Genomic DNA, 16,265 nt, shown 5'->3' with positions numbered 1-16,265 from the left:
ATATTGAAGTAATTTTGCACTATCAAAAATATAAAAATGTCAATAAACAGTATTTTCCAATTTTTAGTGCCGAAAGACAAGAAATTCTTTCCACTTTTTGAAGAGGCTTCAAGCAATTTAATTGAGTTAGCTTCTAATTTACACGAAGCTGTAAACCTTCCATTGAAAGAAAGAGAAGTTCTTTTTCAAAAAATAGATGAGTTAGAGCAAAAAGGAGAAGACATTACACGTCAAACCAATCTTGAATTGAGTAGAAATTTTATTACTCCATTTGACAGAGAGGATATTCATACATTGATTACTTCAATTGATAACGTTGCCGATTACCTTCACGGTGCGGCAAGCAGAATGAAATTATATCAGGTAGATAAGATTACAAAGTCAATCAGAAAGATGACTGAAATTAACCTTGAAGCTTGTCAGAATATTGACAGTGCTGTAAAAGAGTTAAGTAACTTAAAAAACATGAACATTATCAAAGAAGCTTGTGCCAGAATTAATAAACTGGAGAACAAGTCAGATAACGTTTATAACAAAGCAGTTTTTGAAATTTTTGAAAACGAAACAGACGCAAAAAACATCATTAAGTATAAAGAAGTGTTATCTGTTTTAGAATCAGCAACAGACAAATGTAAGAGTGTTGCGAACATACTGGAATCTATTTCTGTAAAACATTCTTAATTCAATTTATTTCATTCTGAAGTTATAATTTATGACGCTACTTATAATTATTATAGTATTAGCTTTAATTTTTGATTACATCAACGGTTTTCATGATGCGGCAAATGCTATAGCGACTGTTGTTGCGACCAAGGTTTTGACGCCTTTTCAGGCTGTTCTTTGGGCAGCATTTTTTAACTTTCTGGCCTATTGGGTTTTTGGATTTGGTGTTGCCGATACGGTTGCTAAAACAGCGCACACCATGGAAATTAACCTTGTTGTAATCCTCGCAGGAGTTATTGCAGCTATTTGTTGGAATTTATTGACTTGGTGGTTAGGAATTCCTTCGAGTTCTTCTCATACGCTGATTGGTGGTTTTGCCGGAGCAGCAATTGCTCATGCGATCGCTGTACATGGATTTTCAGGATATGTGGGCGAAGACGGAACAACGCATTACTGGTACGAAATCGTAAGCTGGTATAAGGCTGGTAAAGAAGGAGCAATGCCTTCAGGAGTACTTATTATTATCGCTTTTATTGTATTGGCACCATTATTAGGAGCATTAGCTTCTTACTTGATTTCGATCTGGTTGTTGAATGCTTCGCGTAAAAGTATTGGACCAAAAATATTTACTGTAGCACTGATGATTGCGACAATCTGGATGGTGAGTAGTTTAATGATTCCTTATTCAGAGATTGTTGAGCATGGAAAACCACGTTTTGAATCTCATTTTTGGAGTGTAGCTTTTGATCCGCATAATATTAAATGGTTTTTAGTTGCTTTTATCATCTTAACCGTAAGTTTGTTTTGTTTGATATTCAGTAGTTTAAATCTTCATCAGGCAGATGCTGCTTTGAAAAAAATGCAATTATTGTCTTCTGCGGCTTTTAGTTTAGGTCACGGAGGGAATGATTCTCAAAAAGTAATGGGTATTATTGCAGCCGCAGTAGCAGTTTATATCAACACTAACCCTGGTGTGCATATGGATTCCTGGTTAGATGTTGTTTTGCCAAACGATGATTTAGGTGTAAAAGGAGTAATGCCGGGATGGATTCCTTTGGCTTGTTATTCTGCAATTGCAGCAGGAACTTTGAGTGGTGGATGGAAGATTGTAAAAACAATGGGTTCTAAAATCACAAAAGTAAGTTCATTTGAAGGAGTTGCAGCTGAAACTGCAGGAGCTTTAACGCTTTATTTTACAGAACACTTAAAAATTCCGGTAAGTACAACACACACAATTACAGGTTCTATTATTGGAGTTGGATTAACAAAACGTGTTTCTGCTGTTCGTTGGGGAGTTACTGTTAGTTTAATCTGGGCGTGGATATTAACCATTCCAATTTCGGCAATATTAGCCGGTTTGGTTTACTTTGTATTAAGCGTGTTTATTAAGTAAAATGATTATTGTAAAATGTGAGGTGTAAACCGCATTTTTTTAAAATATTTTAAAGCCGATTTCAATTTGAAATCGGCTTTTTTGTTTGGTATGACGGGTTGTTTTGAAATTATAATGTATTTATATTTACTTAAAAAATAAAGAAAGTAATACAGATTGGAAACAGACCTATTGAATCAGATAGAAAGAATAAAAAGAAAGTTGATCCTGGCGAAAAATGCAGACAAAAGTTTAAAAGTTTTTGGCGCAGACAGTCATAAATATACGATTGGAAAAACGGTTAGTGCCGATCAGATTATCCGTTTTGAAACCGAGTATGATTTGGAGCTTCCGGAGGATTATAAAGCCTTTTTGCTTCATATTGGTAATGGTGGGATTTCTTATGAGAATTCTGCTGCAGGACCTAGTTATGGCATATTTCCGTTCGGTAAAAATCTGGAGGAATTTGTCTATAGTAATCCCGAAAATTGCTTAAAACAGGAGTGTAGAATTTATCCAAAAATGAGTGATGAATTCTGGGCAGAACTGACGCAAAATATTGAAGAGAATGACGATATTTCTCAAGAAGATTTTGATGAAGAGCTTGGTAAAATGTTTGCCGGAATACTGCCAATTGTGAGTCAGGGCTGTTCGTATTATTACGGACTTGTTTTAAATGGAGAATTTAAAGGACGGGTGGTTAATATTGATATCGACAGGCAGAAACCCTTTTTTACTTTTGAATCTAATTTTTTAAATTGGTACGAACGTTGGCTTGATGGAATTATTCCTGAAAATACAATGGTAAATGACCCTGATTTGTTTCGATATACATTAGGAGGATTGTCAGCTTACATTTTAGAAGTATATTTTTTCGCAGAGGATGGTGAAACTAAAGAAGAATGTCTTAACGGAATCTTAAAAAAAGAGGCATTAGATGCTGAGACTTTTAGTGTTTTAGAAGAACAGTATAAAATAAGTTCAGGCGAAATTCAAAAAACAATACTTCAAATTCTTACTAAGTTTGATTATGAAAGGGCAAAGCCTTATTTAGTCGATTTTTCTAAACAGAGTTTGCTGACCGTGTTTCAGTTTGTATTTTGGTACGCAAAAGGCAAAAGTGCAGACTGGTTAGGGTTTATAAAAGCAAATGCTGATACGATTGAAGATGACGAAACGTTTAGATTTTGTACGTATTTGTTAAAAGAAACAAAGTTGGATTATGGGGCTATTATCATTCCATTTACGTCTAATAAAAGTGAAGAAGTAAAAGTGAGTGCTTATTATTCACTGGGACAATTGAAGAACAAAAGCAAGTATCTGGATGTTTTTATTACAGGTTTGAATGACAGTTCAAACCGGGTTATTCATACCGTTTTACAGGCGTTAGATGGAGTAGAAGACCGAAAACTTTTGAAGTATTATAAAGCGATTGCTGAAAAATTCCCAAAAGAAAAAGACTATATTTTAGCAAATTTAAATCACAGATTAAAACCATATGGATTCAATAATAAAAGCATTATAAAGGCAGATATTGATTTTTAAAGTGGTGATATCAGAATAAGTTAATGGTCGTTTCAAGAATAAAAAAAGCTAGTTTCAATAAAGAAGCTAGCTTTTTTGTTTTTATCAGCAAGTAGAAAATTTTATTCTTTTGTAAACAAATAATCTTTCCCACCTTGTTTTAGGGTCATTTCTTTCTTCTCAGAATTAAACTCTAGAACAATCCCCGCCGTGTCAAATTTAAAGATGTTTATTGCAGCAGCTTCCATGGGAAAAGAGGGTTGACCTGTAGCCTGAGCAATTAGAACATTGTTCTTTTGGGAAATAGTAATTTTTAGCGGAATCTGTGGGCTGCCGTAAGTTCCGGCGTATAAATCCAGAGTTGTGGATGTGATCTCAACAGTGCTAAAAACCGGCATTGTAAAGGGTCTGTTGAAATACGAATTCAGTGCGCATAACATGATATTGTTGTTGTCGTAGCCCATTCCATTGGAAGTTAGGGTTAAAGCTAATTTTTCATTTGGGAAATAGCCTGCAACAGATCTGAAACCGTCAATTCCTCCAGTATGTCCGTAACTTTTTCTGTCGTAATACGGAAACTCAAAAAGACCCATTCCGAATTTGTCCTTAATAGTTTTCATTTGATTTAAATGCGCTATAGAAACTACTTTTCCGGCAAAAAGACTTTCAAAGAAAAGGTTCAAATCAGTCGGATTAGAAACCACAGCTCCGGCTCCAAGCGGAATTGAGGCATCCGTTTCGCTTTCTTTGTTCCATTTTCCTTCAAGGGTATAAGAATTACATTCGTTGTCGTTCAGGTTGATTTTACCTCCCAAATACGTGTTTTTTAGATGCAAAGGCTTTGTGATCTTCAAGCTTAAAATTTCGCCATAAGACTTCTTGTAAATGTCTTCCAGTATGTATGACAACAGTATGTAGTTGGAATTGCTGTACTGGCCTTTTGTATCAGGTTCAAAAACGATGGTCCCGGCAGAAATGCGTTCAATCATTTTGGCTCTGGACTGAAACTGAGTATTCCATTTTAAGTAATCGTCATCGTTGGTAAAATCATGTATACCGCTTCTGTGGTTTAATAAATGACTAATGGTAATGGTTTTGGCATTTTTTACCGTTGGGAAATACTTGTCAATTGTTTGGTTTAAATTGATTTTGTTTTCTTCTACCGCTTTAAGAATTAAGGATGCTGTGAATGTTTTAGAGATCGAGCCAATTCGGTATTTGGTCTGGATACTTGATTTTTTTGCGCTGGCAATGTCATCAAAACCAATAGATTTAGTGTAGATTGTTTTTCCGTTCTCAGATATGGCGATGCTTCCCATGTATTTGCTGTTCTTTTCTAAAAGAGTAAACAGGCTGTCGAGTCTTTTGGAATTGAAAGTTTGGGAAAAACCGCTCGTTGTGATAAGAGCGATGAAACAGATGCTGGTGATTTTTTTCATAAAGCTGTTTTTTGATTGATTGAATTTTTGAGTTTTAATAATAGGGTTATAATAAAATAAGACAATAGGGTTAACAATAACAGAAAAGGAATAAACCAGTGACCAAGAGCTTCATAAGCCTGGTTTTTAATTTGGTCTTCAGGACTCATTATGCCAAGTACAAAAACCGAGAAGGACTCTTTTTGCATATAAAGACCTACTTGAGTAGGATTTAGGATTTTTGCAAAAATCAGGAATACAAAACCAAACAAGAAGAGGTATAAAATCGAGAAAAAGATGTATGAAATACCATTGGTAATGTTTAATGCCAAAGCCTTGAAAACATGAACAGGGTTGAAGGTTTTAGTAGCCTGTTCCAGTTTTTTATCGGCAATAAGAGGCTTTAAAACCTCTTCAGGTGAACCTAATTTTTCGATGCTGTCTAAAAGAGCATCCAGCTCGTTTGTATCGTTTCGGTGTTGAATGGTTTCAAAAATATGGCTGTTAAATTCCATATAAATGTCGTCCTGATCTATTTTGGGTAATGAAGCGGTTGTTTTTTTGATGCGCTTCATGTAATTGTTGTAAATGCGTTGCGAAGCTTTTTGTTCGAATTTGATATCTTCTATTCTCATTGAATGATTTTTTTAATTGATTTTTCGAGATTTTCCCAGTAAATATTCATTTGGCTCAAAGTTGCGATGCCGGCTTCGGTTAAAGAATAGTATTTCCTTGGAATTCCGGTTTCCTGTTCGACCCATTTTGAATCTACGAGTTCTTCTGTTTTTAATCGGTTCATCAATGGGTATAGCGTTCCCTCTGCAATTTCTATTTCGGTATGTTTTCTTATTTGTTCGATAAGTTCATAACCATAGTACTCGTGATTTTTAAGCACATTAAGGATTATAAAGGTTAAAGTACCTTTCTTTACCTGAGACTTCCAGTTTGTTACAAATGTTTCGTTCATGTTGCTAATGTATAACAAAATACATAGTATAACAAAGTATATAGTTAAGTTTTTTGTTGTAAATGTTTAATCTTTTGATTTTTAGACGCTTATGATTGTATTTGTTTTGGTGCTGAATTGTTACATTGCAAAGTGAGAGGACGGTGATAAAAGAAATCTATAAAATCTCAGAGTCAATGTTTAGCATATAGATGCATAGTTTTACGCTTGGAAAAGAATGTGTATAGGAAACAGATTTCCTTTGCATGACTCAGGAATAGACTGAATAATTAAAAAAAATCTGCAAAATCTGCCAGATCTGCGTGCTAAAGTTTAACCTATAGGGGGGAATTTTTTACGAATAGAGATGAATGTGTAAAGAAAACAGATTTCCTTTGCATAGCTAAAGCGTAGCAGCGACAGTTGTTGGTATTGCCGGGGTTATTTTTGCAAATTCTTTCTATTGTGTTTTCGTTTGTAATGTGTTTGTTTAAGATTTTGTTTGTCTTTCGAAATAATGCTTATCGTGCCGTCAATTTCCAGCATGGCAAGTTTCACATCAGTTAAATGCTCAAGACCATGTTCACGAGCGGCTTCTTTTAGTTCTTCGTGTGAAATATCAAGTTTACTCAAAATTTTAAAATCTAATTCTCCATTATGAATCAGGATTTCAGGTTTGTCCAGTAGTAAATTGCTTAGCCCCTTGTATTTGTGCGTTAGTTTTTTAATAATGTAATTAATAATAAACAAAGCCAATGCAGCAACTAAGCCTCCCCAAAGACTGGTATCCGGACCAACCATGGCATTTTGAACGGAGTTACTAATTAATAAAATCAGAATAATATCGGCAGTGTTTAACTGAGAAAGTTCTTTTTTGCCGAAAATTCTCAAAGCAATAGTCATGAAAAAATAGACGGAGAGACTTCTTAAAATAATATCTAAATAAGAGGATAGTATCATTTCTTTTAGGATTTTTGGATTAAAAAAAAACTTTGTCAAAGTAAAACCTCAACAAAGTTGCTAAATTAATGTTTAGACATTAGGTCTAAATGAATATTTTTATTGAAAAAGAAGCGATTATAATTTAAAGTTCTTTTCGATGGCTTTAATCATTTCGCCGGCAACATCTTTGTTGGTGGCACCTTCAATTCCTTCAAGTCCCGGAGAAGAGTTTACTTCAAGTAATAATGGTCCTTTAGAAGAACGAATTATATCAACACCAGCTACTTTTAAATCCATAGCTTTTGCGGCTTTTATAGCGATTTTTTTCTCTTCGGCAGTTACTTTTATGACAGATGCGGTTCCTCCCAAATGGATATTGGCTCTGAATTCACCCGGCATTGCTTCACGCTGAATGGCAGCTACCACCTTACCGTCGATAACAAAACAGCGAATATCCTTTCCGTTTGCTTCTTTAATGAATTCCTGAACAAGTATGTTGGCGTTTAAGCTCTTAAAGGCATTGATAACACTTTCTGCTGCTTTTTTGGTTTCAGCTAAAACAACCCCTTTTCCCTGAGTTCCTTCCAGTAATTTTACGATTAAAGGAGAACCTCCAACCATCTTGATTAAATTGTCAGTATCGAGCGGAGAATTAGCAAATCCGGTCGTTGGAATATCAATTCCACTATTTAAAAGAAGCTGCAAAGAGTAAAGCTTATCACGTGATTGGGTAATAGCTGTAGCCGAGTTTAGAACAAAAACCTTCAATGCTTCAAACTGACGGGTTAAGGCACAGCCATAAAAAGTAATGCTTGGTCGGATTCTTGGAATAATGGCATCAAACTGATTTAATATTTTTCCGCCGCGATAATGAATTTCCGGAGTTTTGGCATCCAGTTTCATATAACATTCTTTGATGTTCAAAAAATGCATTTCATGTCCGCGCATTTCACCGGCTTCCATGATTCTTTTGTTACTGTACAATTCAGGATTACTGGCTAAAACTCCGATTCTTAGCCCTGAACTTGCTTTTTCAGAGTTTTGATAAAGTTCTTTTAAGGCTTCGGGGCTTGGTTGTCCTAAAAGATATTTTTCTTCGGGATCAACCAGTACACGTCCGCTCATGGCTTCACGGCCTAAAAGCATTCGGAAACCCATAGAATCTCTGTTAGTCAGTGTCATTTCAATTGGCCATTTGATATCTCCAATTTTTAAATGCGTCTGAATTACATAACGATGTTCTCTAAATCCGCTTGAACTTTTTACAATTCTTTTGTCAACCAACGGAGCTTCACAGTGAATGATGGTTTTAATATTATTCTGAATTGGGTTAATGTCGAATTTTACCCAATTGGCATCATTTTTTATAAAAGGAGCTATGTTTATAGCGTGCATTGCCGAAGTTTTGGCACCGGAATCCACACGAGCCTTGATTGTCGGGATTCCTAGTTCTGGAAATGAGCACCATTCTTCGCTACCTAAAATGACTTTGTTTTGAAGCATACGTTGTTTTTTATTATAGAATTTAATGGCCAAAAATAGCTATTTGCTTTTATTAAAGGTAGCAAATTATTTAAAAAAAATACCCGTTATGTTATGAAAACGTAACGGGTATGTTATTCTTGTTATAAATTTAAAGTAATCTATTGATTCGTTGGCTCTTCGGCTTTATGGATTTCTACAGAAAGTTCCTGAGAATCATCTTTAAGGTCCATTAAGATTTCATCACCTGAATGTATTTTTGAAGTGATGATCTCCTCGGCTAATACATCTTCAACATATTTTTGAATCGCTCTTTTTAGAGGTCTTGCGCCAAATTGTCTGTCGAAACCTTTTTCTGCAATAAAGGCTTTTGCTTTATCTGTAAGACTTAAGGTGTATCCTAATTCTGCAATACGAGTGTATAGTTTTTTAAGTTCAATTTCGATAATCAAATCAATGTCGGCTTTTTCTAAAGCGTTGAATACAATTACATCGTCAATTCTGTTTAAGAATTCAGGTGCAAAAGTTTTCTTCAATGCATTTTCGATAATGCTTTTTGAGTTTTCATCGGCCTGAGCCACTTTCGCAGCGGTTCCGAATCCTACACCTTGACCAAAATCTTTCAATTGACGCGCTCCAACGTTAGAAGTCATGATGATGATGGTGTTTTTAAAGTCGATTTTACGACCTAAACTATCCGTCAAATATCCGTCATCCAAAACCTGAAGCATCATATTGAATACATCCGGATGCGCTTTTTCGATTTCGTCTAAAAGAACTACACAGTATGGTTTTCTGCGAACTTTTTCAGTTAATTGACCACCTTCTTCGTATCCTACATATCCCGGAGGCGCTCCAACTAAACGGGAGATCGCAAATTTTTCCATGTATTCACTCATATCGATACGGATTAACGCATCTTCTGAATCAAATAATTCTTTTGCTAATACTTTTGCCAATTGTGTTTTACCAACTCCGGTCTGACCTAAGAAGATAAACGAACCAATTGGTTTGTTCGGATCTTTAAGTCCGGCTCTGTTACGCTGAATAGAACGTGCAATTTTTAAAACAGCTTCGTTTTGTCCGATTACTTTATTCTGAATCAATTCAGGTAATTGGGCTAATTTATTGCTTTCTGTTTGTGCAATACGGTTAACAGGAATTCCGGTCATCATTGAAACAACATCGGCTACATTGTCTTCTGTAACTTCAATTCGGTTGTTTTTAGAGTCTTCTTCCCATTGTTCCTGAGCAACAGCCAGGTCTTTCTCGATGCGTTTTTCATCGTCGCGAAGTTTGGCAGCTTCTTCGTATTTCTGTTTTTTAACCACCATGTTTTTCATTTCACGAACTTCTTCCAGTTGACGCTCCAAATCTAAGATTTGCTTCGGAACATCAATGTTGGTAATGTGTACGCGAGATCCTGCTTCGTCAAGAGCATCAATAGCTTTGTCTGGTAAGAAACGCTCAGACATATATCTGTTTGTTAATTTAACACAGGCTTCAATAGCTTCTTGGGTGTAAGTTACATTGTGGTGATCTTCGTATTTGTCTTTTACATTGTTTAAGATTGCAATTGTTTCTTCAACAGAAGTTGGTTCTACAATTACTTTTTGAAAACGTCTTTCAAGGGCGCCATCTTTTTCAATGTATTGTCTGTATTCGTCAAGAGTTGTAGCTCCAATACATTGGATTTCGCCTCTTGCTAAAGCAGGTTTGAACATGTTCGAAGCATCAAGTGAACCTGTTGCTCCACCAGCACCAACGATAGTGTGAATTTCGTCAATGAAAAGAATGATATCGTCGTTTTTCTCCAATTCGTTCATAACGGCTTTCATTCTTTCTTCAAACTGACCACGATATTTTGTTCCGGCCACTAAGCTGGCAAGGTCAAGTGTAACGACACGCTTGTGAAAAAGAATACGGGAAACTTTTTTCTGAATAATACGCAACGCCAGACCTTCTGCAATAGCAGATTTACCAACTCCAGGCTCTCCGATAAGAAGAGGGTTGTTCTTTTTTCTACGGCTTAGAATTTGAGAAACACGTTCGATTTCTTTCTCGCGTCCTACAACCGGATCTAGTTTTCCTTCCTCTGCCATTTCTGTTAAATCTCTCCCAAAATTGTCCAGTACCGGAGTTTTGGATTTTTTGTTTGACTTATTGGCGGGATTGTTAAAACTACTTTCTTTAAGACTGTCATCTTGTCCTGAATCGTCATTATACGATTCGTTTCTTGGCAAGTTTTCTAAGAATTCTTCTTCGTTTGGAGTCATATTTAAATATTGTTCTTTAGCTATGTCATAATCTATTTTTAGTTTATTCAATAGCTTGGTTGTTGGATCGTTTTCGTTTCGTAAGATGCATAGAAGCAGGTGCGCTGTGCTAATTGACGAGCTTTGAAATACTTTAGCTTCCAGAAAAGTGGTCTTCAGGGCTCTTTCCGCCTGACGCGTAAGATGAAGGTTTTTCTTTTCGGCATTTACTTCAACGCTTTGATTGGCCGGACTCAGTATTTCTACTTTCCTGCGTAAATGATCTAAATCGACTGCAAGGTTATTAAGTATATGAATAGCTTTTCCGTTTCCATCTCTTAAAATGCCCAGCATTAGATGCTCAGTACCAATAAAGTCGTGGCCCAAACGTAAGGCTTCCTCTTTACTGTAGGTAATAACATCTTTTACTCTTGGTGAAAAATTATCATCCATAATATATAATTGGTATTGTAAATTTAGTGAATTACTGTTTGAAAAACAAAAACCGTACCCTTCAGGATCTCCTGACAGCTAAGTGACAAAAAAAATAACAATAAAAGCGTTAAAATACGCTTAATTTATTAACTAAAACGTAAAATAAAGTTGTTAATAAATCATTGAAATAAGTGTAGGTAAATAGCTGAAAAAATTTCAAAAAAACGTATCTTGGCACGCTTTGAAACTAATATAATTATTTAATATAACAACTTATGTCTGAAGGAGAAAAGTTAATTCCTATTAACATAGAAGATGAAATGAAATCAGCTTACATCGATTATTCGATGTCAGTAATTGTATCGAGAGCGCTTCCAGATGTTAGAGATGGCTTGAAACCAGTGCATCGAAGAGTTCTTTACGGAATGTATGACTTAGGAGTAACATCAAGATCTGCCCACAAAAAATCTGCAAGAATCGTAGGAGAGGTTCTGGGTAAGTATCACCCGCACGGAGATACCTCTGTATATGATGCGATGGTACGTATGGCTCAGGAATGGAGTATGCGATATTTATTAGTGGATGGTCAGGGTAACTTTGGTTCTGTTGATGGTGACAGTCCGGCAGCAATGCGTTATACCGAGGCCAGAATGCGCAAAATCTCTGAAGATATTATGGCAGATATCGAAAAAGAAACAGTTGACTTTCAATTGAACTTTGACGATACTTTATATGAGCCTAAAGTAATGCCAACAAGAGTTCCTACTTTATTAGTAAACGGAGCTACAGGTATTGCAGTGGGTATGGCAACCAATATGCCACCGCACAATTTAACCGAAGTAATCAATGGTACATTAGCGTATCTTGATAATAATGATATTGAAGTTGACGAATTAATGACGCATATTAAAGCCCCGGATTTTCCAACCGGAGGTGTAATATATGGTTATGAAGGAGTTCGTGAGGCTTTTAAAACCGGTAGAGGGCGTATTGTAATGCGTGCTAAAGTTGGTTTTGAAGAAGTAGACGGAAGAGAATGTATTATCGTGACCGAGATTCCATATCAGGTAAACAAAGCTGAAATGATCAAGCGTACAGCTGATTTAGTTAACGATAAAAAAATCGAAGGTATTGCGAATATTCGTGACGAGTCGGATAGAAATGGTATGCGTATCGTTTATATCTTAAAACGTGATGCTACACCAAACGTAGTATTGAATACCTTATATAAGTATACATCACTACAATCTTCTTTCAGTGTAAATAATATTGCATTGGTAAAAGGGCGCCCACAGATGCTGAATCTAAAAGATATGATTCATTATTTTATTGAGCACCGTCATGATGTAGTAGTTCGCAGAACGCAGTTTGAATTGCGTAAAGCAGAAGAAAGAGCTCATATCTTAGAAGGATTAATTATTGCTTCAGATAATATTGACGAAGTAATTGCAATCATTAGAGGTTCTAAAAATACTGAAGAGGCCCGTGAAAAATTAATCGAAAGATTTAATTTATCAGATATTCAGGCACGCGCCATTGTAGAAATGCGTTTGCGTCAGTTAACAGGTCTGGAACAAGATAAGTTAAGAGCTGAATTTGAAGAATTAATGAAGTTAATCGAACATTTGAAAGCCTTATTGGCCGATGTAAATTTAAGAACTAATTTAATCAAAGAAGAGCTTGAAGAAATCCGTGAAAAATACGGAGATGATCGTCGTTCTACAATAGAATATGCAGGAGGGGATGTAAGTATCGAAGATTTAATTGCCGATGAAAATGTAGTAATTACAATTTCGCACGCAGGTTACATTAAACGTACTAATCTTACCGAATATAAAACTCAGAACAGAGGAGGAGTTGGGCAAAAAAGTGCCGGAACAAGAGATCAGGATTTCCTTGAGCACATGTTCGTGGCAACTAACCACCAGTATATGATGTTCTTTACGCAAAAAGGAAAATGTTTCTGGATGCGTGTGTACGAAATTCCGGAAGGAAGTAAAACGGCAAAAGGTAGAGCAATTCAGAACCTGGTAAACATTGAAAGCGATGATAAAGTAAAAGCTTTCATTTGTACGCAAGACCTAAAAGATAAAGATTATATCAACAGTCATAATCTTGTGATGGTAACTAAACAAGGTCAGGTGAAGAAAACTTCTTTAGAAAAATACTCTAAACCAAGGGTAAATGGTGTTGCTGCCATTACGATTAAAGAAGGTGATGAGTTACTTGAAGCAAAATTAACCAACGGAGACAGCCAAATTATCCTGGCAGTTAAATCCGGTAAACTGGTTCGTTTTGAGGAAACCAAAACACGTCCGATGGGAAGAACGGCTTCAGGAGTTCGTGGAATTACTTTAAAAGACGATACCGATGAAGTAATTGGTATGGTAACCATTGATAGAGAAAATGTTAACGATTCACAAATCTTGGTTGTAACGGAGAATGGATACGGAAAACGTACCAAATTAGTAGACGATGATGGTGAAGATGTGTACAGAATTACAAATCGTGGAGGTAAAGGGGTTAAAACTCTTAACATCACCGATAAAACTGGTAAGTTGATTTCTATCAATGCTGTAACGGATGCGGATGATTTAATGATTATCAACAAGTCAGGATTAACGATTAGAATGGCTATTGAAGATTTACGTGTAATGGGTCGTGCTACGCAAGGGGTTCGATTGATTAACTTAAAAGGTAAAGATTCTATTGCTGCTGTAACAAAAGTAATGAAAGATGATGTTGCTGAAGTTGTTGTAGACGAAGACGGTAATGTGATTGAATCGGCTATTGAAAGAGTAAAACCGGATTTAGAAGTTCTTGAAGACGAAGGTGTAGTTGAAGATGAGGATGATGAGGATGAAGTTGCAGACGATGAATCTGAAGACGAAGGCGATTCTGATGACGAAGAATCTGAAGAATAATAGAAAATAAACCACTTAAAATTAAATACACAAATTGAATATTATGAAAAGTAAATATGTAATACTTGCGTCAGCATTATTGATTTCAGTAGCTACTTTTGCTCAAAAGGATCAGATAAAGAGTGCTGAGAAAGCATTAAAAGGCGGAGATGCTCATGGAGCACTTGCGATATTAAAAGATGCTGAAAACTTGATTGTAAATGCTAAAGATGTTGAACAAGCGCAATACTATTTTGTAAAAGGTAACGCTTATTTAGATTTAGCAAATAAAAAAGTAGAAGAAGGAAAAAATCTTTCTTTGGCTGCTGAGACTTATCAAAAATTAATTGATACTGAAAAAACTTCAGGAAAGGTTAAATTCTCTACTCAGGCGGCAGCTTCTATTACTGAAATTAAAGGAAAGCTGATCAATGCAGCTATTGCTGATTCTCAGGCAAGCAAACATGTCGATGGAGCAAAAAAATTGTATGATGCTTACTTGTTAGACAAAAAAGATACAATTAATTTGTACTATGCAGCTTCTACAGCAGTAAATGCTCAGGATTTTGATCTTGCTTTACCAATGTACGAAGAGTTGAAAAAATTAAATTATTCAGGAAAAGGAACAAGTTTTACAGCTGTAAATAAAATTTCTGGTAATGAAGATGGTTTTAACAATGCTAAAGATAGAGATTTAGCTGTAAAATTAGGAACTCACGAAAAGCCTAAAACGGAAGCTATTCCTTCTAAAAGAGGTGAAGTTTACAAAAACTTAGCTTTAATTTTAGTTCAAAAAGGACGTAGTGAAGATGCTAAAAAAGCGATTGCAGATGCAAGAAAAGCAAATCCGGAAGATTCTTCTTTGATCTTAACAGAAGCGAACCTTTACCTTGAATCTAAAGACTATGAAACATACAAAAAATTAGTAGGTGAGGCTTTGCAGAAAGACCCAAACAATGCTGATTTAGTTTTCAACTTAGGAGTAATTAGTGCTAACGCAAAAAACACTGTTGATGCTGAGAAATATTACTTAAAGGCAATCGAAATCAATCCAAAATATGCAAATGCTTATCTTAACCTTGCAGCATTAAAATTAGAAGCTGAAAAACCAATCATTGATGAAATGAATAAATTGGGAACTACTGCTAAAGATATGAAGCGTTACGATGTATTGAAAGCACAAAGAGAGAATGTTTTCAGAGGGGTTATTCCTTACCTTAAAAAAGCAAATGAGTTAGATCCTAAAAATGAAGACGTTTCGAAAACTTTATTAGGGGTTTACAAAGCTTTAGAAATGACTGCTGAAGCAAAAGCATTGAAAGCTACAATGTAATTAACGAGAGTTAATACTCGATAATTTAAATTCCAAATCTTAAATTCCAAATTCCAATGATACTAAGTATTAATGGAATTTGGAATTTTTTTATTGCTATATGTGAAAAACTCAATACTTAAAAAAAAAGAAATTCCAAATTCCAAAACCCAACGATACCAATTATTATTGGAATTTGGAATTTGAGATTTGGAATTTATTTAAGTTTTAGTCTTAAGCGATTAGTGTAACAGACAATGTAATAGTAGTATTTAAAAGTTTAGAAATCGGGCAGATTTCTTTTGCTTTTGCTGCTGTTTTTTCAAAATCCTCTGATGAAATGGATGGTACTTTTCCTTTTAGATCTAAATGAATCAAGGTAATAGAACCGTCTTCAAAGGTTACTGTGGCTTCTGTGGTTAGATCATCGGCTGTGTAGCCACCTTCGTTTAGTAAAAAGCTTAATTGCATCGTAAAACAGCCGGAATGAGCTGCAGCAATAAGTTCTTCGGGATTTGTTCCAACGCCATCCGCAAATCTGGTTTTAAATGATAATTGTGCATTGTCTAATGTAGTACTTTGAGTGCTGATGGTTCCTTTTCCTTCCATGCCTGTTCCTTTCCAGTTGGCATGTGCTTTTCTTGTAAATTTCATCGTGTTGTGATTTGAATTAATAATTTATTTGGTATTTTGTTGATTGTCAGTAAATAATGTGTTTATCAAATATAATCAATATTTTACAGAATTGTTTTATGAAGTTTAATTGTAGTGTTAAGTTTAAGGCTTTATAGCCGAATGAATTTAACCGCAAAGGGCGCAAGGTTTTTTAATTTAGATTGTGTTGACAAACACAAAGTTCGCAAAGCCTTTTTTAGATAAAGCTTTGCGAACTTTGCGAAATATATGACGCAGCTTATAAAAAAACCTTGCGCCCTTTGCGGTTAAAAATAAAAAAAAAAACTGCAATGAAATGAATCACTACAGTTTTATGTTAAAGTGGTTTTGATTTCTCT

At 35.4% G+C, this 16,265-nt stretch carries 12 protein-coding genes; 5 read left to right on the top strand and 7 right to left on the bottom strand.

The features are described 5' to 3' along the window. Positions 1 to 36 precede the first annotated feature (36 nt). The 3 genes from BHE19_RS08245 (at position 37) to BHE19_RS08235 (ending at position 3,580) form a co-directional block, all read left to right on the top strand. Complete coding sequence (locus tag BHE19_RS08245; protein WP_017496503.1) at positions 37 to 681, top strand: DUF47 domain-containing protein; 645 nt, start codon at positions 37 to 39, stop codon at positions 679 to 681. A 31-nt stretch (positions 682 to 712) separates the two neighbouring features. Further along, positions 713 to 2,056, top strand: coding sequence for an inorganic phosphate transporter (locus BHE19_RS08240; protein WP_070906679.1), 1,344 nt, complete (start codon positions 713 to 715; stop codon positions 2,054 to 2,056). Positions 2,057 to 2,212: 156 nt separating this feature from the next. Beyond that, positions 2,213 to 3,580 (top strand): SMI1/KNR4 family protein, encoded by a 1,368-nt coding sequence (locus BHE19_RS08235; RefSeq protein ID WP_083342493.1) that lies wholly within the window; start codon positions 2,213 to 2,215, stop codon positions 3,578 to 3,580. A gap of 101 nt (positions 3,581 to 3,681) precedes the next feature. Here BHE19_RS08235 and BHE19_RS08230 read toward each other — a convergent pair whose 3' ends face one another. The 6 genes from BHE19_RS08230 to BHE19_RS08205 form a co-directional block, all read right to left on the bottom strand. Continuing rightward, positions 3,682 to 4,998: a serine hydrolase domain-containing protein gene (locus tag BHE19_RS08230; protein ID WP_070906678.1), complete on the bottom strand. Its 1,317-nt coding sequence runs from the start codon at positions 4,996 to 4,998 to the stop codon at positions 3,682 to 3,684. Further along, the gene (locus tag BHE19_RS08225; protein ID WP_070906677.1) at positions 4,995 to 5,612 is read right to left on the bottom strand and encodes an HAAS domain-containing protein; all 618 of its coding nucleotides are present in this window, start codon (positions 5,610 to 5,612) and stop codon (positions 4,995 to 4,997) included. Before BHE19_RS08225 ends, BHE19_RS08230 begins: the two co-directional genes overlap by 4 nt. After that, positions 5,609 to 5,944, bottom strand: coding sequence for a PadR family transcriptional regulator (locus BHE19_RS08220; protein ID WP_017496508.1), 336 nt, complete (start codon positions 5,942 to 5,944; stop codon positions 5,609 to 5,611). Before BHE19_RS08220 ends, BHE19_RS08225 begins: the two co-directional genes overlap by 4 nt. 420 nt (positions 5,945 to 6,364) lie before the next feature. Next, positions 6,365 to 6,883: a DUF421 domain-containing protein gene (locus tag BHE19_RS08215; RefSeq protein ID WP_070907130.1), complete on the bottom strand. Its 519-nt coding sequence runs from the start codon at positions 6,881 to 6,883 to the stop codon at positions 6,365 to 6,367. 117 nt (positions 6,884 to 7,000) lie between these two features. Continuing rightward, on the bottom strand, positions 7,001 to 8,368 hold the full coding sequence (gene rimK, locus BHE19_RS08210) for a 30S ribosomal protein S6--L-glutamate ligase (protein WP_017496510.1): 1,368 nt from the start codon (positions 8,366 to 8,368) through the stop codon (positions 7,001 to 7,003). A 140-nt stretch (positions 8,369 to 8,508) separates the two neighbouring features. Next, positions 8,509 to 11,055 carry an ATP-dependent Clp protease ATP-binding subunit gene (locus BHE19_RS08205; RefSeq protein WP_017496511.1) on the bottom strand — a complete coding sequence of 849 codons (2,547 nt, stop codon included), beginning with the start codon at positions 11,053 to 11,055 and terminating at the stop codon, positions 8,509 to 8,511. A 257-nt stretch (positions 11,056 to 11,312) separates the two neighbouring features. On the opposite strand from BHE19_RS08205, the gene gyrA reads away from it, so the two are divergent. Next, a complete protein-coding gene (gene gyrA, locus BHE19_RS08200) occupies positions 11,313 to 13,961 on the top strand; it encodes a DNA gyrase subunit A (RefSeq protein WP_070906676.1) in 2,649 nt (882 codons plus the stop codon). A gap of 43 nt (positions 13,962 to 14,004) precedes the next feature. Next, complete coding sequence (locus tag BHE19_RS08195) at positions 14,005 to 15,273, top strand: tetratricopeptide repeat protein (protein WP_070906675.1); 1,269 nt, start codon at positions 14,005 to 14,007, stop codon at positions 15,271 to 15,273. A gap of 213 nt (positions 15,274 to 15,486) precedes the next feature. Here BHE19_RS08195 and BHE19_RS08190 read toward each other — a convergent pair whose 3' ends face one another. Beyond that, positions 15,487 to 15,906, bottom strand: coding sequence for an OsmC family protein (locus BHE19_RS08190; protein WP_070906674.1), 420 nt, complete (start codon positions 15,904 to 15,906; stop codon positions 15,487 to 15,489). Positions 15,907 to 16,265: the final 359 nt, after the last annotated feature.

This window comes from Flavobacterium tructae (assembly GCF_001853485.1).
GTDB lineage: Bacteria > Bacteroidota > Bacteroidia > Flavobacteriales > Flavobacteriaceae > Flavobacterium > Flavobacterium tructae.
The sequence above is the reverse complement of the archived record's forward strand: the minus strand, read 5'-3'. Positions and strand labels throughout refer to the sequence as shown.

Excerpts from the sequence above, each read along its gene's own strand:
- BHE19_RS08245 (WP_017496503.1), top strand. The coding sequence starts at position 37 with ATGTCAATAAACAGTATTTTCCAATTTTTAGTGCCGAAAGACAAGAAA.
- BHE19_RS08220 (WP_017496508.1), bottom strand. The coding sequence starts at position 5,944 with ATGAACGAAACATTTGTAACAAACTGGAAGTCTCAGGTAAAGAAAGGT.
- BHE19_RS08195 (WP_070906675.1), top strand. The coding sequence starts at position 14,005 with ATGAAAAGTAAATATGTAATACTTGCGTCAGCATTATTGATTTCAGTA.
- BHE19_RS08240 (WP_070906679.1), top strand. The coding sequence starts at position 713 with ATGACGCTACTTATAATTATTATAGTATTAGCTTTAATTTTTGATTAC.
- BHE19_RS08225 (WP_070906677.1), bottom strand. The coding sequence starts at position 5,612 with ATGAGAATAGAAGATATCAAATTCGAACAAAAAGCTTCGCAACGCATT.
- BHE19_RS08205 (WP_017496511.1), bottom strand. The coding sequence starts at position 11,055 with ATGGATGATAATTTTTCACCAAGAGTAAAAGATGTTATTACCTACAGT.
- gyrA (WP_070906676.1), top strand. The coding sequence starts at position 11,313 with ATGTCTGAAGGAGAAAAGTTAATTCCTATTAACATAGAAGATGAAATG.
- BHE19_RS08190 (WP_070906674.1), bottom strand. The coding sequence starts at position 15,906 with ATGAAATTTACAAGAAAAGCACATGCCAACTGGAAAGGAACAGGCATG.
- BHE19_RS08230 (WP_070906678.1), bottom strand. The coding sequence starts at position 4,998 with ATGAAAAAAATCACCAGCATCTGTTTCATCGCTCTTATCACAACGAGC.
- rimK (WP_017496510.1), bottom strand. The coding sequence starts at position 8,368 with ATGCTTCAAAACAAAGTCATTTTAGGTAGCGAAGAATGGTGCTCATTT.
- BHE19_RS08215 (WP_070907130.1), bottom strand. The coding sequence starts at position 6,883 with ATGATACTATCCTCTTATTTAGATATTATTTTAAGAAGTCTCTCCGTC.